Here is a 22,775-nt window from a genome sequence, read left to right as displayed (position 1 = left end):
ATTTCTTATTTCTGTTGAGCTTTGGCCATAGTATAGGCCATCTTGATTGCATTAATAAAGCTAGATGGATTGGCAATGCCTTTCCCTGCGATATCCAGTGCGGTTCCATGATCTGGTGACGTGCGGATAAATGGAAGTCCAAGTGTCACATTTACACCACCATGAAAATCGAGCGTTTTAATAGGTATAAGCGCTTGGTCATGATACATACAGATCGCAAGGTCATAGTTTGCGCGAGCTTCTGCATGGAACATTGTATCAGCGGGAAGAGGGCCAAAAGCATTAATGCCTTTGTTTTTAAGTGAGGTAATTGCAGGTGCGATTATTTCCTCATCCTCATGGCCCATTTTCCCACTTTCACCTGCATGTGGATTGAGGCCTGATATTGCTAGGCGCGGCTCGTTGATATCATACAGGTCCTTCAGCGCTTTGTGAGCAATTTCAGCTGTATAGATAATTTTCTCTGTTGTTAGGTCATCAATAGCTGTTTTTAAGGATTGATGAATAGTGACAGGAATAACACGTAAACTGTCACAAGCTAACATCATAATAGATGGTTTATTTTCACCACCTAGCGCCGCTAAATATTCAGTATGACCGGGGTATGCAAACCCGACTTCATATAGTGCTGCCTTGTGAATAGGATTGGTGACTACCGCAGCAGCTTTTCCCTGAATGGTATGTTGAACTGCAATAGAAATTGAATCCAAAACGGTCTGTCCATTGGCCGAATTTAACTTACCAAAGATAGCTTCTTCTTTTAGAGGTATATCCAAAACAGGAAGAGCGTTTTTAAAAAGATCAATTGCTTCACTCGGATCTTGAATAGGATGAATTGGCACATCTAAGTCAATATAATCATTAACGTTCCGAAGGCGATTAATATTATCCAAACAATAAAAAGGTGTTGGTTGGTCTTTCAATTTGAGCCAAGCTTTGAGACTTAACTCTCCGCTGATACCAGAAGGGTCTCCCATTGTTATGGCTATTGGACGCATCAGAGATCTCTTAGTTTCGGATATCAATAAACGCAGCATTGCGAAGATCACGCAAACGCTGGCGAGCTAGAATATCTAGTTTCGCATTGAAGAGCTGTTTACGAATATCCCGACGTGACGGTAAGTTTGATTGTGGTTCCTTTCGGGTACATACAGTCAAAAGGATAACAGCATTTTGCACAGGAATAGGTGAGGTGGATTGATTAACTTTCAAATCTTTCACTTGAGCTTGTACTGTTTCGGATAAATCACGTAAGAGAATTTTACTTGTCTGTGTACTGCTAATATCTGCGTTACTTTCAGCTAATTTAACTGCTGCTTCACATGAATTGATTTGGGATTTTAAAGCGTTCATCTGACCAAGAACTACATCACGTGACGTAGACGTAGTTGGCGCACCTAACTGCACAAGTCCTAGCTCTGTCTTGCCAATGTCACCTGCTAAATTACGTTCATCGGTAACTTGAAAAAGAAATAATCCAGTTAAGGTTTCTATAGGGTCTGAAATCTGGCCAATTTTTAAAGCTTGTACCTTTGAATCAAGTTCTTCTGGAAGCTGGCCCGGGCTTAACCAGCCTCTATCTCCACCTAATTGCGCGGAATTGGATTTGGAATAGTTACGTGCAATTGTGGTAAATGTAGACCCTTCTTCCAGCTCTTTCTTCAGTTCTAGCGCTAATGCTCTTGTATCTGATTCCAATTCAGCGCCATCGAACGGTAAGTAAATTTCGAAAATACGCTTTTGTGACTGATTTTGTTGAGTAGCGATATTATCAAGTTCATCGTCCACTAAATCTTCTGTAATCCGAACATTACGTCTCAGATTTCGAGAAACAAAACGTCCCCAGGATAAATCTGCCGTAACACGATCTCTTAAAGTTTGCGCATCAATGTTATTTGTTTTTAGCAAAACAGGCAACTGACCTTTTGGTAGGTTGTTGCGTGCTTCTAATTTGCTGATTTCTTTATCGATTTGAGAGGGAGCAATGGTTATGTTGCTCTCTTTCGCAGATTGAATTTTAAGTTTTTCGTCAATAAGTGCACGTAATGCCTGACTTCGGATTCGTTTCAATGCTGCTTGGTCTGGCTGAGCCTGAGTAGAGAAAATTAAGAAACGCATGCGATTTTGCAGATCATAAACTGTAATTACATCTTCATTAACGATTGCCGCAATTTTCAAAGATTGTGCATCACTATCCTTTAATGAAAATGGTAAAATAAACAGAGAGATAATAAATAATGATAGAATTTTTCGCATGATATTTTCTAATTTACTAAGTTAGTTAGGAACGTAACCGGAAATGTCTTGGTTAATTTCTCCAAGTGTTTTGAATGTAAGCTTTAGCATAACGGTATCTGATGGTCCATCCACCCCGTCATTGGTAAAATCACGTACATAGCTGGTATTAAAAATGAAGCATTCGTCTTCGTAAATAAGTGATAATCCAGCATATCGCGAATCGCTGCCTAACAAATCATATAACCAATATCCGGTTGTACGCCAATAATCGTCAATACCTACAGAAGCACTTAGATAACTTTCTTCAATAGCTGTAGAGCTAGGATCTTGAGTTTGATCAATATCCGTGTAACGCGCATTGAAATAAGTGTCGTCAGTGCCCAAGCGGAACTGAGCTTCATTCCGATTTAAGCTTAAATTTTCCCGATCAGCTCTAAAGCGGTAAGTGACATTAAAATAGTCAACTGGTTTAATCGTTAATGCACCAAAGTAATCCGATGCACCTTCATCAATGCCTGTCTCTTCAAATAATGTTTGATCTTCACTAAAACGATAATATTGAGCAACGGTAGATTCAATTGCCAGTCCATCATCGAAATAATGTCCCATCCGGAACCCGTATGAAGTACGTGTTCCTGTTTCCATACGATCAATGCCTGGTGTCATGTCATCCTGAAACAAACTGGTTTCATCTTGCTCAACGACTAAGCTATCATCATTTCGAATATCTCGATCATACCCACTATTGGGTGAAGCATAAATCCCCGCAATAGGTTCAATTACCTGTGAACCAGACTCTACGCTACGATAAAAAGGCATTCGTGCTGTCGTGGAAATTCTTGGAGTCAATCTGGTTTGAATGTCTTCACTTAAATCAGTATTATCTAGATGATTTGTATCATATAAATCACCTTGTAGAGAGAGGCTAGACACAGTCGCCAAACCAAAGCTTGTCGTATTAAATAGATCATAGCCAGCCTTTAAACTATTTCTTAAACTTTCAGATTTAGCTCCTTGTTTTAGGCCACGAATATTTCCATCTAAAGTCCAATGCCCTCCAAATTTATCAGCTGGGCCGACACCTGCATATGTTATATTTGGAAAGATTGTGGATTGCTTTGTAGAAACAGACGAACGTAATTCCTGCCAATAAAGGCCTTCTGCACGAAAGTAGTTACGTCCTTTGATACCTTCAATATTAATCTGGCTGTCAAGAGTATTGCCTGGATCACCCCAAAATGAGAATTGATCCATGTAAAGTCGGTCACTTTGTTTGTTCCCATCAAAGCCCCAACTCCAAGTCTCATCAAGATCAAATGAACCTCTACTGGCGATATGCCAACGGGTATGACCTTTATTACTGCTACTATTTTCGAAATACTCACTATCGTTAACGATACTGCCTTGTAAGTATAAATCCCCAGATTCGAAAGCTTGGCGATATTCCCCAGATGCTACTAAGCCGCTTTTTGAAGTATAAATTGGATCAAATGTAAAATCTTTATCCTCAGATATCGCCCAATAATACGGTAATCTGAAAAATGTACCGATATTATTATCGTTACCGAAGCTCGGAGGAAGTATTCCTGATGCACGATCTACACTTGGATCAGGATGTTGAAAATAAGGAAAATATGCAACTGGAAGACCAAAAATTTCCATCCAACTGTTATAATACTCTATGGTTTTTGAGTCTCCATCATGAACAACTTTATCAGCTTTCAATTGCCATAAAGGATCTTTTTCAGGGGTTTCTTTGCATACATCACAAGGAGTATAAACTGCACGTGCCAGTTCGGTTTTAGTTTCACTGAACCGTCTTGCTCCATTAGCTGCGAGACGCGCATTGTCACTCATAAGAAAACGGATTTGACGCAACGTGCCCTTGGTCATTTTGTCTGTTAGCTCCATATATTCAGCAAACATGACATCACCGGTTGTCTCCAGCAATTTTACATCGCCTGACGCAGTAATAGTGTCATCCGTTTGATTGTAACTAAGGGTATCAGCTAAAAGAACACGGCCTTCCTGAACAAGTTCAACATTGCCACGTGCCGTAATGATATTTAGTGTTTCATCATAATTGACTTCGTCTGCACTTAGGAGAACAGGGCTTTCTTCATTTTGAGGCGAACTATCTAACTGTCCCGCCATTGCTGGAATTCTGCGTTTTAAGTCAGGTGTTTGTTCTTGTGGTTTTGTCGGCATTAACTCATCAGAAGTTATCTGCGCAAAACTACCTGATGGTGCAATTGAAACAAGAAAGCCTGTCCCAATTGCCGTAGAAGAGGATAGGATTTTTTTAATCCAGTTCTTAGTCATTTTACGGTCCTTATTTATCCATCTTCTGTGTGAAGTAAAGCCGTTATACCCAACATCAAGCTAACGATTGCAGGAATCCATGCAGCAATCCATACAGGAATCGTTGTTGACAATCCCAGAGCTTGCACAACATTTGTAAAGAAATACAAGACAAAACCACATCCAATCCCTGAAAGAATTGTAAAGGCAGCCCCTCTGCGGTTACTGGTTCGCATCGCAAATGTGGCTGCAATTAAAACCATTGCAACAAGAAGAAAAGGCGTAGATAGCAAGCTATGCAACCGCATCTTATGATTACTTGCATCAAAACCTGAATCTTCTAAAGTTTTAATGAAATCAGGCAGAACCCAGAAGGAAAGTGTATCTTCTGAATTATAGCTATCTTCGATTTTCTTACTCGTTAATGTCGTTGGAATTCGATAAATGCTTTTAAGCTGCAACGGTGTATTTGGTTTGAATATAGTTGCATTCCTTAAAGTCCAATGCCCATCAAATAGAATGGCTACTTGTGCATCAATTCTTCCAACATAGTTATTGTCGCCTTCAAACTGGTAAACTGTTACATGTTGCAAACGTTTGCCACCTTCCAAGGCGATTTGCGCATGAATAACCTCTTGGTGATTCTTATTACCTTGTCTTAACCAAAGTCCTGTACCAGACAAAGACAGGCGTTCACCACCGCGTTTTAGATATTCGTTTTCCAGTTGTTCAAACTGGTTATACATCTGAGCTGCAAATGGTCCAAAAGACGTGATCTGTAAAACACCAATACCAAATGCTAAAACAATAGGTAATCGTAATATCTGCCAAGCAGAAAAACCTGCGGCACGTGCAATGACTAGTTCTGAAGTTTTTGACAGTCGCCAAAATGCGACGATTGAGCCAAATAACATAACAAAGGGAAAGATGTCCTGCAGTAAATGAGGGAGTTTTGTTAAACTCATTTGCAAAATAATACTGAAACTCGCATCTGCCTTGCCAGATGCCCGACGCATCAGTTCAACAAAATCAAATAATGCAAAGAGAAAACTAAGAGCAAAGAATACAAATATAATCCAAAAAAGAAATTGTCTGGATATATAGCGAGGCATAGTACCTGTTAGTGTGCGAAACATTATCTTAAGCCTCGCTTCTATGAAGACGGGTTTTAGGTGCTTTTAATTTACGTCTTCCGTGGATCACATAAACACAGACAAGCATAGGCATAACCACATTCGCATACATTACATAAAGTAAAACAGGGTTTTTTCCTGCTGCATTAGTTAACCAGATATGTAGGATCAAATTTATTAACATGCCTACAATAGCGGTACTCACCTGTTTAAATTGTCCTCTACGGCTATGTTGTCCCGATAGGAGAGATGCAATTGCGATGAGAGGTAGGCATAAACAAAAGATAGGCAATAGAATACGCGCATGCCCTTGTGCAATTAATTTATCAAAGTTCTGTACATCATTTGGATCATTTGGATTCGGAAATAACAGGTCAGGTAAATACCGTTCGTTTGCTTCTCTCCAACGCAATAGTTTTTGATCTTTTGTTAAACCAATATCCAATGTGGATTTTTGGAATTCTAACAGATGCAGCTCACCGTCTTTCTTAACTTGTTTATTACCATTAAAAACAACCACGCGCGGACCTTCAATTGTTTCAACAATATTTCCACGTTCAGCTATAATGGTGAGATTATCGGCGCCGTTATGATAAATGATACCTAACAGCGTATTCTCCCCTTGTTTTTCACGGATATAAATTGTCGTATCACCTGTAATATTTGTGAATTGTCCTTCACGTAAAACAGCTGACCCGATTTGTGAGCGCGCTTGAGTAATAATACTTCGAAATTCAATCTGTGAAGCAGGCATAAGATATAATGTTAGACTATAACATATTAGCATACCCAAAAAACCGGCAACGAAGCCACCACGTGTTAGTTTTCCGCGGCTTAAGCCTGCGGCCCGCATGACAACAATTTCACTATCTGAAGTCATGCGGTTATATGTGAACAGTGTTGCACCAAATAAAACAATAGGTAAAAGATAGCTCAAATAACGTGGAGTCGCGAGAAGCGACATGCGAAAAAATTCTTCGATCGGTAATCCATTTGTAATAATCATATCGATGAATTTTATAGATTGTACTAGGGTTACCAGTAGACACATGGAAATTGTCGCGACAAACGTCACACTGCCAATTTGCTTAGCGATATAGCTTGTGATTCGAGACAACATGAAGGTTGTTATTTCCCATGTGTAGATAGATGAATGAATTCAATTGTTATTCAAACAATAAAAAATAGTCGGATTCTTATTGTAAGTAAAAATATCTTTGTATGTGTAACTAATATCTTACACTGTCCATGTCTAGTCCGATGGAGGTGAATCTGATGCTTTTTTTCCTACAATACTTGACGTAAGGGCTTGGATGTTTATCACTTTACCTTAGCTATATAAAAGAACAGGCGGAATTGCCTGTAATTATTTTGAAAAGAGATTGCTATTATGAAAATTACTTTTTCAACAAAAGCACCCAAAAAAGCGGACTCAATTCTGGTTGGCGTGGAAGAAGGGCGTAAATTAACCGCATCTGCACAAGAGTTGGATGATGTTACATCTGGTATGGTATCACGTGCGGCAAAAACAGGTAAGTTTAACGGGAAGACAGCACAGGTAGCAGAAGTTTTAGCACCTGCGGGCTTAGAAGCTGATCGCATTTATTTATTAGGTTTTGGCAAGGAATTCGATCAACTTTCAGCTCAAAAGCTTGGCGGAACGATTATTGGGCGTTTGATGGGGGCGGGTTCAAAAACTGCTACTATTTATGTCGATGCAGCTGATGACGCAGAAGTTGCAGCGCAAATTGCTTTTGGTATCAAACTTGGCGCTTATAAATTTGAAAAATACATTACCAAGAAAGATGAAGGTGATTCTGCGGAAGTTTCAGAAATCACAATTGTTACGAAAGCAGCGACATCTGCTGACCAGAAATATGACAAATTAAATGCAGTTGCGGAAGGTGTATATCTGACACGAGATGTGATTTCCGAACCACCTAACGTTCTGTATCCAGAAACAATGGCAAATGAAGCAGAAAAACTGAGCGAACTTGGTGTTAAAGTAACTGTACTGGGCGAGGCAGAAATGACCGAACTAGGTATGGGAGCTCTTTTAGGTGTTGGGCAAGGGTCTGCCCGTGAAAGCAAGCTTGTTGTAATGGAATGGAAGGGCGGAACCAAATCCGAAGCACCTGTTGCATTTGTTGGTAAAGGTGTGACTTTCGATACTGGTGGTATTTCATTGAAACCAGGTCCTGGCATGGACGAAATGAAATGGGATATGGGGGGATCCGGTGTTGTCCTCGGCCTTATGAAGGTCTTAGCTGGGCGCCAAGCGAAGGTAAACGCCATTGGCGTTATTGGCCTTGTTGAAAATATGCCAGACGGTAATGCGCAACGCCCAGGTGACATCGTAACGTCCATGTCTGGTCAAACGATTGAGATTTTGAATACTGATGCGGAAGGTCGTTTGGTTCTAGCTGATGCGCTTTGGTATACACAAGATAAATACAAACCACAGATCATGATCGATCTGGCGACACTGACTGGTGCAATCATGGTGAGCCTGGGGCAGGAACATGCAGGCCTGTTCTCAAATGATGACCAATTGGCGGAGCGCTTAACCGCAGCTGGTTTAGCGACTGATGATAAAGTTTGGCGCATGCCGTTAGGGGATGCTTATGACAAGCAAATTAAATCCAGTGTCGCAGACATGAAAAATATTGGCGGGAAATATGGCGGCTCTATAACCGCAGCTCAATTCTTACAACGATATGTGAATGGCACCAAATGGGCACATTTAGATATCGCTGGTGTAACTTGGTCTGCAAAAAGTACAGCGACTGCGCCAAAAGGTGCCACCGGCTTTGGTGTTAAACTTCTAGATCGTTTTGTGTCTGAACATTACGAAGGATAAGTATCCATATCATGTCTGAAACCATGTATTATCATTTGCAGACCAAACCTTTGGAGCAAGCATTGCCTCAATTATTGGCAGCAACCCTTAAGCGTGGTTGGAAAGCAGTGGTAATGACTGGTGAAACTGGGCGTGTGGAAGCTTTAACAGAGCATCTTTGGTCCTATGAGGAGGATAGTTTTCTTCCTCATGGGAATGCCAAGGATGGGAATGCCGAATTGCAGCCGATCTGGTTTACGGATCAGGATGAAAACCCGAATCAGGCAGAAGTGCTTTTCCTCGTGGATTCGGCTGAAAGTCAGAATCTGAACTCATATACACGTGTTTGCCGTATTTTTAATGGAAATGATGATCATGCAGTCCAACAAGCGCGTCTTGCATGGAAAACGGAAAATGAAGCAGGCCGAGCGTTAACCTACTGGCAACAAACCGAACAGGGAGCTTGGACGAAAAAGGCGGACGCGAATACCAAAGAATCGTCATAATATTTAGCTATTATCGTAATTAAAGGGTTACATCTAACGCCAGCTTATATAGCATTATTGTTTATAGGTTGAATGGCGAAACTTATAGTACCCATCATAACAAAAAGAATCAGGGTTTCGATGGCTAGACATTTTAAAAGTAGACGTATGACTCCTCGTAGTCGGTTTATGCCGTCTACTGGACGTTGGGCACATACTTATGGCGCTATTGATCTAGGCACTCATAATTGTCGTTTACTTGTAGCTCGTCCCTCCAAAAACGGCTTTCGAGTTATCGATTCATTTTCCCGTATTGTACGTTTAGGTGAGGGGATTGCATCAACAGGACGACTAAACGAAGCTGCACAAAGAAGAGCTATTCAAGCTCTACAGGCATGTATGGAAAAAGTACGTTTTCGTAAAGCTACGCGTATTCGGGCGATTACAACAGAAGCCTGTCGTCAAGCTATTAACGCTGATCAATTTATTGCAAGAGTTATGAGTGAAACTGGCGTTTTACTGGAAGTGATCGGTGCGAGAGAAGAAGCGCATCTTGCGATTGCTGGCTGTGTTCCTTTGATGGAAGAAAGCAAAAAGTATGCTCTGGTATTTGATATCGGCGGCGGAAGCACACAAGTTATTTGGGTTCGTACAAATGCAGGTAATAAGCAGGGACCAGAGGTAATTGATTGCATTTCAATTCCTTATGGTGTCGTTACGCTTGGCGAACAAGTTGGGCTGTCAAAATTGGCAGGACCAGATTTCGAACTCTGGGTGGAAAAAATTGCATCTTTATTTCAGGACTTTGATCAACAGTATGGCATATCCAGTGAAGTAGCAAAAGGCTCTGTACAGATGCTTGGTACTTCAGGCACAGTTACGACAGTAACGGGCATTGATTTAGGGCTACCTCATTATATTCGATCAAAAGTTGACGGTGCGGTCTTGAGTTTTAAGTCCGCAGAGGATATTGCCTCTCGTCTACGATCTATGACATTACAAGAACGTGAAGATTGTCCATGTGTGGGCAAGGAACGAGCGGACCTTGTTTTAGCGGGATGTATTATTCTGGAAGCGATTTGTCAGGTTTGGCAAGTTGGTCGACTTTGTGTAGCCGATCGTGGTATTCGTGAAGGTGTGTTAATTGATTTAATGGCTGCGGCCGATCAGGAAGCTGAGGAGAATTGGAGCCATGGCAGCTAATGGACGTAACCGTTCTGGTGGCGGGAAAAAAACAGGTTCGAAAGGATCTGGAAATATTAGAAATGTGACTGATGGCCGTCAGCAACGTGTGCGTGTGAAAACCGCGAAACGTCGTAAGATTTCTTCTACGCGCTGGTTAGAACGACAATTGAATGACCCATATGTCGCAGAAGCACGTCGTTTAGGGTATCGTGGTCGTGCTGCATTTAAGCTCGCTGAATTAGATGATAAATATGATTTTCTGCATCCAGGGCAGGTCATTGTTGATTTAGGTTGTGCACCGGGCGGTTGGGTCCAAGTTGCACAAGAACGCATTGGTAAAGAAGGTAAGGTTGTTGGGATTGACCTCCAGGAAGTTGAGCCTATTCCCGGTGCTGATCTGATTCAGGGCGACTTTATGGAAGATGATGCACCAGATAAGTTGAAAGCCCTTTTAAAAGGTGCTGAAGTTGATGCGGTATTGTCTGATATGGCACCGTTTACTACAGGGCATGCTCAAACCGATCATTTACGCATTGTTGGCCTTGTAGAGGCAGCAGCGTATTTTGCAATGGAAGTTTTAAAACCTGGCGGAATTTTTGTTGCCAAGGTATTCGCTGGTGGAACTGAAAGTGAATTACTTTCGTTATTGAAGAAACATTTCAAGAAAGTGGCCCATAATAAACCTGCATCAAGTCGCAAAGATTCTGCTGAGATGTTCTTGGTTGCTCAAGGATTTTCCGGTGAACGTCCGGATTTACCAAATTATGATGAATATAATCCGATGGATGTAACATAATTATGCGCGCTGTTGTTCAACGTGTTAAAGAAGCAGCGGTGCGTGTTGAAGGCGAGATCGTTGGGAAAATTAATCAAGGTTTGCTCGTATTAATCTGTGCAGAAGAGGGGGACGAAGATAGTCAGGCGGACTATTTTGCCCGCAAAATTGCAGCCATGCGTATCTTTTCTGACGAAAATGGAAAGATGAATAAATCCGTTAAGGATATTAATGGGTCGATACTTGTTGTAAGTCAGTTTACTCTTGCTGCTGACTGGAAGAAAGGAAACCGTCCAGGTTTTTCTAAAGCTGCTTCACCTGATGAGGGGTGTCGATTATACGAATACTTTGTTCAAAAGATAAAAGAAGAAGGCCTGCCAGTTCAGACAGGCCAGTTCGCAGCCGATATGCAGGTGTCTTTGGTAAATGATGGTCCGATCACAATCCCTATGGAGGGGTAGGGACAAAACGATTTTTTACCAATCGACCCGTTCTACATCTTTCACGTCAATATCTATATCGTTTATTGAGATACTAAACGTACCAGCTTCAGCTTTGATAGCTGCGTTTACGTCTTTTTTACTGGAAGAAGAATCAAAGGTCTCATCACCGACCTTGATTTCCCAGTTTTCATCGACTAAGTCATCAAGATAGAGACGATCTTTATTGCCCTCTCCACCATCAATTATTCCTGCTTTTGTCGGTGTGCCGTCTACATCTGTTAGATAAAATCTATCATTACCTGCACCGCCTATCATGGTATCATTGAGGCCACCAGTTAGGCGATCATTTCCAGACCCGGCATCTAAAATATCTATGCCTTCGCCAGCAAATAGGCGATCCGCACCACCGCCTGCAATGAGCGTATCGTTACCTGATCCACCATATAGGCGATCCGCTCCGCCGCCTGCGACGAGTGTATCATTACCTGCTCCGCCATAGAGGCGGTCGTTATTATCGCCAGTTGTGAGTTGATCATTGCCGTCTTCACCGTAAAGGCGGTTTCTGCCTGACGTATCTGTCAGGATATCATTTCCATCTCCGCCATAAAGGCGGTCATTACCTTCATTGCCATTTAGCTGATCATTATCAGCGCCACCACGCAATATGTCATTTCCTAGGCCACCAGAGAGTATGTCTTCGCCGGAACCACCTGTTAGTCTGTCATTACCAGAGCCACCATCTAGACTATCATTTCCTTCACCACCATAAAGACGATCTGCTCCACCGCCTGCTAGGAGTATATCATTACCTGAGCCTCCATAGAGGCGGTCGTTATTATCGCCAGTTGTGAGTTGATCATCTCCGTCTTCACCATAAAGGCGGTTTTTGCCTGACGTATCTGTCAGGATATCATTTCCATCTCCGCCATAAAGGCGGTCATTACCTTCATTGCCATTTAACTGGTCATTATCAGCGCCACCACGCAATATGTCATTTCCTAGGCCACCAGAGAGTATATCTTCGCCGGAACCGCCTGTGAGTCTGTCATTACCAGAACCACCATCTAGACTATCATTACCTTCACCACCATAAAGACGATCTGCTCCGCCGCCTGCGACGAGTGTATCATTACCAGAGCCACCATAGAGGCGGTCGTTATTATCACCAGTTGTGAGTTGATCATTACCGTCTTCACCATAAAGGCGGTTTCTGCCTGACGTATCTGTCAGGATATCATTTCCATCTCCACCATAGAGGCGATCATTCCCTTCATTGCCATTTAAGAGGTCATTATCTGCACCTCCGCGCAGGACATCATGCCCTGCGCCACCTGAAAGTGTATCCTGTCCTTCATTGCCATAAAGAAGATCTCTACCAGAACCACCATTTAGTGTATCTTGTCCAGTACCACCATAGAGACGATCATTCCCTTCTTCTCCAGATAGGATGTCATTACCTGAATTCCCATAAAGCTTATCTCTACCTGTACCGCCAAGAATCCTGTCATTGCCTTCAGCGCCACTTAGAGTGTCATTATGTTCATAACCATAAATTAGATCATCTCCGGCAGAACCGTTATAAACATCTTTTCTTGCTGTACCTTCAAAATTGTCACCAGGTATTTGATTTGCCGACGCTTTTTCATCTCTTGTTTCGTTTTGAAGATTTTGAGAGAATGGTTTTCCTTTGATGATTGGCAGAGGATTTACTGCGAGCCTCACTTCTTCAGTATTATCTAGCGTTTGAATATTTCGTGGCTTCACTGAGATGACATCTGCGTTTTCAATAACTTCTTCTCTTTGTTGCGTAAATATATGTGAGGTTTGATTCTCTGAATTTGCAGCCGGCGCAATTTCGTTTAATTCTTCAAGCATAAAGTCTTCATCGAAGATGTAATCAAAGAGATTATTCAAAGATGGTATGTCACTGAAGTCGGTCTCTGGAACGCCTTCTTCCACAAGATAGTTCACAATTTTTGTTAAAGTAAAAGTCGTGCCATCTGCAAAGGTGAATACAATATTATCGCCAGATACGGTTATAATTGCCATTTCTGGATCGAAGTCAGTAAGTACCGAATAACCCGGTACATATTCAAACAAGCTTTGTTCAGCAAGAGCTTCGTAATGAAGGATGATAACCTTGTTACTGTTGTTTACAATAATACTCATATGAATCACCATTTAAAATCGTTATGATCCGAATATATAGTATTTTAGATAAATTTCAATAAAATATAGATATGATATAAATTATTCATGCTTTCAATCTATCTTTACTTGAAGTTTAAATGTTTACTAAACATATTTGGCGATAGATTTTCCTTTAATCATAATATGTTAGTGCTTTTTTTATAGAACACAAAAAAAGCCAGCATCTGATATAGATGCTGGCTTGAATAAACCGAGTGTTCTTTATTCCCACTCAATTGTTCCAGGAGGTTTCGATGTGTAATCGTAACAAACGCGGTTAATTCCACGAACCTCATTTACAATGCGGGTTGCTGTTGCTGTAAGGAAAGCTGGCTCAAACGGATAAACATCAGCTGTCATACCATCTGTCGACGTCACCGCACGCATCGCAGCCACATATTCATAGGTACGGGCGTCACCCATAACACCTACGGTTTTCACTGGTAATAGAACCATAAATGCTTGCCAGATTTCGTCATAAAGACCTGCTTTACGAATTTCATCTAAATAGATGGCGTCAGCTTTACGAAGAATATCGCATTTTTCTTTGGTGAGATCACCCGGAATGCGGATTGCTAAACCCGGTCCAGGGAATGGGTGACGACCAAGAAGGCTTTCTGGAATCCCCAGTTCACGGCCAAGGGCACGTACTTCATCTTTAAATAATTCACGAAGAGGTTCAACCAAATCCATATTCATGCGTTCCGGTAAACCACCCACGTTATGATGGGATTTAATAGTTTGTGAAGGACCACCTGTGAAAGATACAGATTCAATCACATCTGGATAAAGGGTGCCTTGGGCCAAGAAATCAGCGCCACCGATTTTATTTGCTTCTTCTTCGAATACGTCGATAAACAAACCACCAATGATTTTGCGTTTTGTTTCTGGATCACTTTGACCTTCAAGCTTGCCAAGGAATAAATCCTCTGCATTACGATGAACCAAAGGAATATTGTAATGTTTAGAGAATAAATCAACGACTTGTTCTGCTTCGTTTAGGCGAAGTAGGCCATGATCAACAAAGATACATGTGAGTTGGTCGCCAATTGCCTCATGGATCAATACAGCTGCGACTGAAGAATCAACACCACCGGAGAGGCCGCAGATCACTTTCTTGTCACCAACTTGACGGCGGATGGCTTCGATTGCCTGCTGTTTATAAGCTGCCATTGTCCAGTCGCCCTTACACCCACAAACACCGTGGATGAAGTTATTGATTAGTTGTGCACCATGCGGTGTATGGGCAACTTCGGGGTGAAACTGAACACCATAGAAACGTTTTTCATCATTTGCGATAGCTGCATAAGGTGCGCCACCTGTTTTTGCGACAATACGGAAACCTTCTGGAAGTTTACCAACTTTGTCACCATGGCTCATCCAAACAACTTCTTGTGTACCTACATTCCATGCACCATGGAAAAGGTCACAATCTTCAACGATATCAATCTCAGCACGACCAAATTCTTGGTGATCGGAATTCTCAACTTTACCACCAAGTTGTTCACACATGGTTTGTTGGCCGTAGCAGATACCTAGGATTGGAAGGCCGAGATCAAAAATTTCTTGTGGGGCACGTGGGGAGTCGATCTCTGTCACACTTGCCGGGCCACCAGAAAGGATAATACCCTTTGGATCGAAGTCTTTAACTGTTTCAACGGTTACTTTGTTGAAAGGATGAATTTCACTATACACACCAGCTTCACGAGCACGGCGCGCAATTAGTTGGGTGACTTGCGATCCAAAGTCAATAATGAGTATACGTTCGCTCATATGTTTTATCCTTACCGTTCACACTTATAAAATTACAGTTTTCGACCCATTACCGCGACAAAGAAACCATCGGTTCCGTGTGCATGCGGTGTCAGGCGTAAATAATCTTTGTCTGTTGGACAGTCACTGCCCAACGTATCTTTCCAAACATCTTTAATTGGATGGATGAAGAAGTTATCATTTTCTTTCAAGAAACGTTCAACTTGCGCTTCATTTTCCTCTTGAAGGATAGAGCAGGTTACGTAAATCAAGCGTCCACCCGGCACAACCAAACGACAGGCAGAGTCCAGAATTGAAGATTGCAGAGTTGCTAATTCCTCAACATCTTTTTGGGTGAGTTTCCATTTTTGATCAGGGTTACGACGCCATGTACCTGTACCTGTGCAGGGTGCATCTACAAATACACGATCAAATCCACCATCCATGCGACCTGAACGACGTTTCACCCATTTATCACGTTCACTTGTTAACGTACGACGCTCAATCATATAAAGGCCTGCGCGCTTAAACCGAATAGCTGCACGTTTTAAACGACCTTCGGATACATCACAGGCAATAATGCGGCCTGTGTTATTCATTGCAGCTCCCATGGCTAGTGACTTACCGCCAGCACCAGCGCAGAAATCAACAACTTTATGTCCCGGTTTTGTATCAGCCAGAATAGCTGCTAATTGCGAGCCTTCATCTTGTACCTCAACTAACCCGTCTTTGAAGGCTTTTGTGCCTGATAGGGGGCGACGACGTTCCAAACGTAACCCAAAGGGAGAGTAATCACAGTCAGCTGTCTCTATGCCTTCTTCTTTCAGGGCTTGTTTAGCTTCTTCTTTTGATGCTTTAAGCGTATTTACACGCAGATCCACAGGTGCTTCTTCGCAGAAAGCTGAAAGCTCTTGTTTAATATTTTCACCAAATACTGTTTTAAAATTTTCTTCCAACCACAAAGGTGCATTGGCTTGGGTCATGTCTGGTTGACAAGATTTATCCAATTTTTCTTGGCTAAGTTCAATTAGGATACGCTCCTCAGCTGGGGTGAGTGGTTTTGGATTGTAACGCTCCCCATCGAAGAAAGGTTTGATCTCCTCCATTGAGAAACCTTCGCCAAGTGTAAGCCAGATCACCATGCGATGGCGGTTTTGGCCATCGCCACCCTGACAACGTTTAATCCACCAATCTAGTTGTCCACGATAACGCAGAACGGCATAGAAGAGGGAGGCAATTGCATTACGGTCCTTTGACCCTGCATAACGATTTGCACGGTTCCAATCACTTAATACTTTATCTGCAGGAGGAGCGTCTGGGCGATCCATTTGATCTAGAAGATCAATAGCGGCTGCAATTTGTGCGCCTGGGGTCATTCAATTATCCTAACTAACCTCAATAATTCAGTCTTTTGAGGTAAAAATTCTGTAAAGCAGTGATTTAAGAGAAAACGCCTTAAGAGGCAAGCCAATCCTCCTTGGAAATTGCGAAAAACGGGAAATTTCCACCATAGCAATCTGTGCGTCCTGCTGGTTTTAATCCGATCTTCTTTAAAACCGCTTGAGACGCCAGATTATCGTCATCCGTACAGGCCGTAACTTGATTGAGAATATTGTTCTCAAAAACGTAGGAAATAACAGCTTTACCTGCTTCGGTTGTATAGCCTTTCCCCCATGTTTCCGGGAGGCAACGATATCCGATTTCAACATGATCGGTATAGGTGACAGGGGCAATGCCATATTCGCTAAGTGGCATTTTACAAAAGATGATACTGCCGATTGGTGCATTGTCTTCTTTTGTCAGCATGATCCAAGCACCACCGTGGATTTTACCTTCGCTTTGAAATAGCCAATCCTCTCTTTTTCGTAGCTCAGCACTGGTGAAAGGGATTTCTGGCAAGGTCTCCATCATTTGTGCATTTTCATTCATTGAAAAGATGAATTCCTTATCATCTTCATCAATTGGTCGCAGGATAAGGCGGTCTGTTTCAATAACTTCAGCCATTCTTCGTAAGCCAATCTTGTTTATTCAATGTGAAGAAAGGCAGGGTGGTTCCATACGCTTCAATTGTACCATCTTCAATCATGCCAACCTTTTGTAAAATATTGCGTGAGGCGGTATTCTCGTCATCAACACATGCAGTAAGTTGTTCCAAATCCGTCTCGGTAAATGCAAATTTGATCATGTGTATAGCGGCTTCGGTGACATATCCTTTTCCCCAATAGTCTTTCAAAATAAAATACCCAATTTCGGTATGTCCGGTCGGGATTGTTTCTTCTTTATCCTTTGGCATCGGGAAGAGCGAGAAAGTGCCAAATTTCTCACCTGTTTCTCTTAACCCTATGGTCCAAACACCTTGATGGGCGACTTTATGCCCAAGACCAGCATAATCCGGCAATTCTTTTTCACAACTTTCCGCATTAACGGCGCCACCTGCATATTTCATGATTTCTTCGTCGGTGAAGAGCGAAATGATCAAGTCGAGATCATTATGTTCTAGAGGCTGTAAGATAAGGCGGTCAGTTATTAGGATCGGTTTAGTCATATGCTGCTAACCATTTATCTTTTTGTGCCAAGAAGAAGGGAAGATCATCGCTATAGCAATAAAAGGTTCCTTTTGGTTCCAAGCCAATTTTTTGTAGCACAGTTTGAGATGCGAAATTTTCGTGATCTGCGCAACCGGCTATCTCTTCCAGTTCTGTTTGCGTAAAGATATAGCGGATAACTTCTTTGGCACCTTCCGTCATATAGCCTTTACCCCATGCTTCTGGGATAGAACGATATCCGATTTCTATATAATCGGTGAAGGTCGTTTCTTCTTCGTCAACGGGCATTTTAAACATGCCAATTGTACCTAATTTGCGGTTATCCTCTTTGCGAACCATAAGCCAGATACCAAAATGTGGGCCTTCCTTTTGAAGATTAAGCCACTTATTCATGCGCTTCTGATTCTCTTCAACAGACAAAGGGCCGCCCAGATGCTTTGTTACCTCTGGATCAGTATTCATTTCCAGGGCAAGGTCGATATCAGCCTCTTCAATAGGTCTGAGGATCAATCGTTCTGTTTCTAGGCGGCGATTTGTCATATCTCCTTAGCGACCTTGGTAGTTAGGTGCTTCCTTTGTTACTGTGATGTCATGTACATGTGATTCACGTAGGCCTGCAGAGGTGATTTTACGGAATTCACATTTCTTTTGCATGTCGGCAATAGTTGCATTGCCTGTATAACCCATAGCGGCTTTTAAGCCTCCATTCAATTGATGAATAACACCACCAACAGGGCCTTTATAAGGTACACGTCCTTCTACGCCTTCTGGTACAAATTTATTGCTTTCATTCACAGATTCCTGAAAGTAACGATCTGCTGATCCACGTGCCATTGCGCCAGCAGAGCCCATACCACGATAGGATTTATAGGAACGACCTTGATACAAGAATGTTTCACCCGGTGCTTCTTCTGTTCCAGCAAGAAGAGAGCCTACCATCACGCAGTCTGCCCCTGCTGCAATCGCCTTTGCGATATCACCTGAAAACTTAATGCCACCATCCGCAATCGCAGGTACACCATGTTTATGACATACTTCAGCACATTCCATGACAGCTGTTAATTGCGGAACTCCAACACCAGCAACAATACGTGTTGTGCAGATAGAACCAGGTCCAATACCGATTTTGACGGCGTCCGCGCCAGCATCAATCAACGCTTGTGCCGCCGCAGGTGTCGCAATGTTACCTGCAATAACTTGTACAGAATTTGAAAGCTTTTTAACCGCAGCTACCTGATCGATAACCCCTTGGGAATGACCATGGGCAGTATCCACAATCACCACATCCACACCTGCATCAATTAATGCTTCAGATCGTTCAATACCAGAAGTGCCAGTTCCTGTGGCAGCAGCAACACGAAGACGTCCTTGATCATCTTTACAGGCATGGGGGTAATTTTGGGATTTTTCCATATCCTTGACTGTGATTAACCCAACGCAATGGCGTTGGTCATCAACGACTAATAGTTTTTCAATACGGTGCGAGTGCAAAAGACGTTTTGCTTCTTCGTGATCAACGCCTTCTTTGACTGTAACTAGTCCTTTACGTGTCATCAGTTCTTTGACAGGTGTATTCATGTCATCTGCAAAACGAACATCACGGTTTGTTAAAATACCAACTAAGTGTTTTTTTCGTTTTGAAACAACAGGAATACCGGAGATATTATGAAAACGCATAACATCTAACGCATCACCTAATGTGCGTTCCGGCGTAATAGTAATTGGGTTTACGACCATACCAGATTCAAAACGTTTAACTTTACGAACTTCTTCGGCTTGTTGTTCAATATCCAGATTTTTGTGAACAACACCGATACCACCTTGTTGTGCCATTGCGATCGCAAGACGACCTTCGGTAACAGTATCCATTGCTGCAGAAACCATCGGGATATTTAGATTCACTTCACGCGTAAATCGTGTTGCTGTGTTTACCTGATGAGGTAGAACTTCTGAATGAGCTGGTTGCAACAAAACGTCGTCGAAGGTGAGCGCTTCACGAATAGTCATACCGATATTTCCTTGTAGAAGAAGTTGATTTTTTCTGAATATACTTAAATTGGATCATTTTTCAAGTTTAAAAAATATTGACTGTATTTATCGATGTTAAAACGGTGTTTGATGGAGGTGTGGCTGCATAAAATGCATAAAAAAGAGCTTTTGTAGATTTTTTGGGTGCAGGTAGGGCGCGAAAGTAAGTTTAGGGAGTGTTTTTATTTTACGAATCCTGAAAAGAACCTTTGTCGATAAACGCGAAAATTGAAAAGGCCGCTTTTCGAGCATGTTCTGTAAATCTCACATTTTTAATTTTCGTTTTTATGACGCTTCACGAGAAAAATTTAAAAAACGGTAGTTTTCTGTTTAAAGTCAGTTTATTAATAGAAAAGGCTGAGCCAAAAAATGAATCAGGCTATGGGGGTGACGAGATTCATATAGTTTAAACTGGAGCAACCTGTGTCCATCGATAGTAGTGACGTAAAAGAATATAGTGATGAACGTGATATGCCTCGTCGGACCCGTTTGGGTTTGAAATGGCGTTTGTTGCTCTTTGTGTTTGTGATCTTACTCGCAGGCTTTAATGGTACTGCTTATCTTCGCATCTCTGAAGGGTATGAAACCCGTCGTACTTTTCTATTGGAACGTGCTGAACTAGCTTTAAATACATTGTCGGAAACAATCACGACACCTTTATGGTATTTGAATAATCAAAGCGTTGAACGTGCGATAGATTCAGCAATTGAGTTGAGAGATGTGAAGCGTATCATCTTGGTCGGCAATGATGGTTTAAACGTTATTCGTGAAAATGTTCGCTCCGCAGCAGTGATTAATGCGGATTCCTATCAAGTTCTTACCGAAAAACTTTATTGGGAAGAAAATGATGAGAACGGTCAGGTAAAGAAAACCCATTTAGCTGATTTAACTATGGAGATTGCATTAACACAGGCAGATGAATATCTATCAGCTGCCATATGGAATACAATTATTTCTTATTCAGTAATTATGATCGTTCTAATGGCCGTATTTTGGGCCTTTGTTCATAAGCTGACTGGCCCGTTGGAGCAAATGGCTGGTTATTTACGTTATATTGGTAGTAATCGCAGTGCGGGTCATGTGAAGGAATTGGTGATTCCTTATCAATCCGAACAAAATGAAATTGGGCAATTAGCACGTTCACTAGAACGTATTCGTTTGCATAGTGTGGAACTATTAGATTTACGATCAAATTTGGAAAGTAAGGTTAATGAGCAAACGCATGAATTATTGGAAGCTCGCGACCTTGCAGAGGCTGCCTCTGAAGCGAAATCCAATTTTTTAGCTAATGTGACGCATGAGCTTCGTACACCTTTGAATGCTGTACTTGGCATGGCTGAGTTATTAAAGTCCACTAACTTGGATAAAAGCCAAAAAGAATACACAGATCTAATTGTGAATTCTGGTGATGCTCTGTTGGTTCTGATTGGTGATTTGTTGGATATGGCACAGCTTGAAAAGAAGACTTTAGAACTTAAAAAAGCCCCTTTTCAGCTTACAAATATTACGACTGGCTTACGTCGAAACTTCGCAGAGAGTCTATCTATTTCAAAAAGCGAGCTTATCGTTAGAAATGATTTTTCTGAGGAAAATTGGTTCAAAGGTGATCTGCGCCGTATTAAACAAGTTCTTTTTGCACTGATTTCAAATGCTATCAAGTTTACGCAAGATGGTAAAATCGCAGTAACGGTCTCCATGAATAATATACCTGAACGCGGATGGTCATTAACAATGACAGTGGAAGATACTGGCATTGGTATTTCCCAAGAAGATCAGGATAAATTGTTTGATCATTTTATGCAGGTTGAGGGGGATTTAACTCGCCGTTTTGCCGGTATGGGAACTGGTCTTGCTTTGGTATCTTCTCTGGTTGAAATGATGGACGGCAAGATTTCTGTTCAAAGCGAAAAAGGTAAAGGGTCTACTTTTACAGTTATACTGCCGTTGGATCTAAGCAATGTTCAGGCTGATAATAAGACAGATGATGTTGTTGTGGAAAAAGCATCAGAAGCTTCTATGAACAGAAAGCTAAATGTTCTTGTCGCAGAGGATAATCCGGTCAATCAGATGCTTTTATTGAAGATTCTTGAACAAGCTGGACATAAAGTTTTCGCAACAGCGAATGGCAAGGAAGCTGTTCATGCGGTAAGGAATGATCTTTTTGATATCGTATTGATGGATATTCAAATGCCAGAAATGGATGGACTTACTGCACATCGTCTCATTCGAACGATTGAAGGGGCGAAAGGGAAAATTCCAGTTGTCGCAGTAACAGCTAATACGCTTGATAAAGATATAGAAAGATATACCGAAGAGGGATTTGATGGGTTCATTGGTAAACCAGTTAATCCACAAGCATTACTTTCTGTGATGGCCAAATTATGTGGTGAAGGCGGTATTACTGCAGAAAAAATTATTGCTGAAGTTGCTCATCGCGAAGAAATTTCTGGGAAAAACCTCGATGAAGATGAACAAAAGGCAGAAGCAATCATTCGGGAAATCCAAGATGCAATGGGACTGCCGTTGTTAGATGAGGTGCAGTGGAATGAAACCAGCCAAGCTATCGGTGAAGATACGTTGGTTAATCTAATGGTTGAAGTGCCAGATGAGTTAGATAAATATGCGGCTAATATTAAAGAGCTCTCTCAAGCTGAAAATTTGGATGCCTTAAAGAAGGAAGCTCATGCCTTGAAAGGTCTGGCCGCAAATAGTGCATTAAGTCGTCTGGCGCGCGTCGGTAGTTTGATTAGTATTGCTGCCGGGCAGGGAGAAAATCCTGTCGATTTTGTTGAAGAACTTGCACCAGTTAACCTTGACAGTAAGCAAGCTCTCTACAAAAAATTGACAGGCTGATATCGAT

Annotated in this window: 18 protein-coding genes; 6 read left to right on the top strand and 12 right to left on the bottom strand. The window is 41.8% G+C overall.

Translation table 11 applies throughout. The features are described 5' to 3' along the window. Positions 1 to 5: 5 nt before the first annotated feature. From pdxA to ACOQOA_RS04275, 5 genes are read right to left on the bottom strand one after another with little or no spacing between them, the layout of a single operon-like run. Positions 6 to 998, bottom strand: a complete 993-nt coding sequence (gene pdxA / locus ACOQOA_RS04295; RefSeq protein ID WP_420547418.1) for a 4-hydroxythreonine-4-phosphate dehydrogenase PdxA — start codon at positions 996 to 998, stop codon at positions 6 to 8. Between the two features lie 10 nt (positions 999 to 1,008). Beyond that, positions 1,009 to 2,256: a peptidylprolyl isomerase gene (locus ACOQOA_RS04290; protein WP_420547417.1), complete on the bottom strand. Its 1,248-nt coding sequence runs from the start codon at positions 2,254 to 2,256 to the stop codon at positions 1,009 to 1,011. Positions 2,257 to 2,277: 21 nt separating this feature from the next. Continuing rightward, entirely contained in the window at positions 2,278 to 4,560 is a 2,283-nt protein-coding gene (locus tag ACOQOA_RS04285; RefSeq protein WP_420547416.1) for an LPS-assembly protein LptD, read from the bottom strand. Positions 4,561 to 4,574: 14 nt separating this feature from the next. Continuing rightward, a complete protein-coding gene (gene lptG, locus ACOQOA_RS04280) occupies positions 4,575 to 5,675 on the bottom strand; it encodes an LPS export ABC transporter permease LptG (RefSeq protein ID WP_420547415.1) in 1,101 nt (366 codons plus the stop codon). A gap of 4 nt (positions 5,676 to 5,679) precedes the next feature. Further along, positions 5,680 to 6,792 carry an LptF/LptG family permease gene (locus ACOQOA_RS04275; RefSeq protein WP_420547414.1) on the bottom strand — a complete coding sequence of 371 codons (1,113 nt, stop codon included), beginning with the start codon at positions 6,790 to 6,792 and terminating at the stop codon, positions 5,680 to 5,682. A 270-nt stretch (positions 6,793 to 7,062) separates the two neighbouring features. Here ACOQOA_RS04275 and ACOQOA_RS04270 point away from each other — a divergent pair, with 270 nt between their 5' ends. The 5 genes from ACOQOA_RS04270 to dtd all read left to right on the top strand — a co-directional run bounded on the left by ACOQOA_RS04270 (position 7,063) and on the right by dtd (position 11,417). Beyond that, entirely contained in the window at positions 7,063 to 8,532 is a 1,470-nt protein-coding gene (locus ACOQOA_RS04270) for a leucyl aminopeptidase (RefSeq protein WP_420547413.1), read from the top strand. 11 nt (positions 8,533 to 8,543) lie between these two features. Beyond that, complete coding sequence (locus ACOQOA_RS04265) at positions 8,544 to 9,017, top strand: DNA polymerase III subunit chi (protein WP_420547412.1); 474 nt, start codon at positions 8,544 to 8,546, stop codon at positions 9,015 to 9,017. Positions 9,018 to 9,137: 120 nt separating this feature from the next. Beyond that, positions 9,138 to 10,199, top strand: coding sequence for a Ppx/GppA family phosphatase (locus ACOQOA_RS04260; RefSeq protein WP_420547411.1), 1,062 nt, complete (start codon positions 9,138 to 9,140; stop codon positions 10,197 to 10,199). Beyond that, complete coding sequence (locus ACOQOA_RS04255; RefSeq protein WP_420547410.1) at positions 10,189 to 10,977, top strand: RlmE family RNA methyltransferase; 789 nt, start codon at positions 10,189 to 10,191, stop codon at positions 10,975 to 10,977. The genes ACOQOA_RS04260 and ACOQOA_RS04255 overlap by 11 nt, the downstream gene beginning before the upstream one ends. 2 nt (positions 10,978 to 10,979) lie before the next feature. Next, entirely contained in the window at positions 10,980 to 11,417 is a 438-nt protein-coding gene (dtd, locus tag ACOQOA_RS04250) for a D-aminoacyl-tRNA deacylase (RefSeq protein ID WP_420547409.1), read from the top strand. A gap of 15 nt (positions 11,418 to 11,432) precedes the next feature. On the opposite strand, the gene ACOQOA_RS04245 is transcribed toward dtd, so the two are convergent. The 7 genes from ACOQOA_RS04245 to guaB form a co-directional block, all read right to left on the bottom strand. Next, positions 11,433 to 13,568, bottom strand: coding sequence for a calcium-binding protein (locus ACOQOA_RS04245; RefSeq protein ID WP_420547408.1), 2,136 nt, complete (start codon positions 13,566 to 13,568; stop codon positions 11,433 to 11,435). A 243-nt stretch (positions 13,569 to 13,811) separates the two neighbouring features. Beyond that, on the bottom strand, positions 13,812 to 15,362 hold the full coding sequence (gene guaA, locus ACOQOA_RS04240) for a glutamine-hydrolyzing GMP synthase (protein WP_420547407.1): 1,551 nt from the start codon (positions 15,360 to 15,362) through the stop codon (positions 13,812 to 13,814). Between the two features lie 32 nt (positions 15,363 to 15,394). Further along, positions 15,395 to 16,717 (bottom strand): RsmB/NOP family class I SAM-dependent RNA methyltransferase, encoded by a 1,323-nt coding sequence (locus tag ACOQOA_RS04235; RefSeq protein ID WP_420547406.1) that lies wholly within the window; start codon positions 16,715 to 16,717, stop codon positions 15,395 to 15,397. A gap of 79 nt (positions 16,718 to 16,796) precedes the next feature. Next, positions 16,797 to 17,345, bottom strand: coding sequence for a GNAT family N-acetyltransferase (locus ACOQOA_RS04230; protein ID WP_420547405.1), 549 nt, complete (start codon positions 17,343 to 17,345; stop codon positions 16,797 to 16,799). Beyond that, positions 17,338 to 17,886: a GNAT family N-acetyltransferase gene (locus ACOQOA_RS04225; RefSeq protein WP_420547404.1), complete on the bottom strand. Its 549-nt coding sequence runs from the start codon at positions 17,884 to 17,886 to the stop codon at positions 17,338 to 17,340. The genes ACOQOA_RS04230 and ACOQOA_RS04225 overlap by 8 nt, the downstream gene beginning before the upstream one ends. Beyond that, the gene (locus ACOQOA_RS04220) at positions 17,879 to 18,427 is read right to left on the bottom strand and encodes a GNAT family N-acetyltransferase (protein ID WP_420547403.1); all 549 of its coding nucleotides are present in this window, start codon (positions 18,425 to 18,427) and stop codon (positions 17,879 to 17,881) included. The genes ACOQOA_RS04225 and ACOQOA_RS04220 overlap by 8 nt, the downstream gene beginning before the upstream one ends. 6 nt (positions 18,428 to 18,433) lie before the next feature. Next, the gene (gene guaB / locus ACOQOA_RS04215; RefSeq protein ID WP_420547402.1) at positions 18,434 to 19,894 is read right to left on the bottom strand and encodes an IMP dehydrogenase; all 1,461 of its coding nucleotides are present in this window, start codon (positions 19,892 to 19,894) and stop codon (positions 18,434 to 18,436) included. Positions 19,895 to 20,338: 444 nt separating this feature from the next. Here guaB and ACOQOA_RS04210 point away from each other — a divergent pair, with 444 nt between their 5' ends. Next, positions 20,339 to 22,768 carry an ATP-binding protein gene (locus ACOQOA_RS04210; protein WP_420547401.1) on the top strand — a complete coding sequence of 810 codons (2,430 nt, stop codon included), beginning with the start codon at positions 20,339 to 20,341 and terminating at the stop codon, positions 22,766 to 22,768. Positions 22,769 to 22,775: the final 7 nt, after the last annotated feature.

This window comes from Curvivirga sp., from assembly GCF_965219885.1.
Classification (GTDB): Bacteria; Pseudomonadota; Alphaproteobacteria; order UBA8366; family Aestuariispiraceae; genus Curvivirga.
This window is presented reverse-complemented; position numbering and strand designations above follow the sequence as displayed.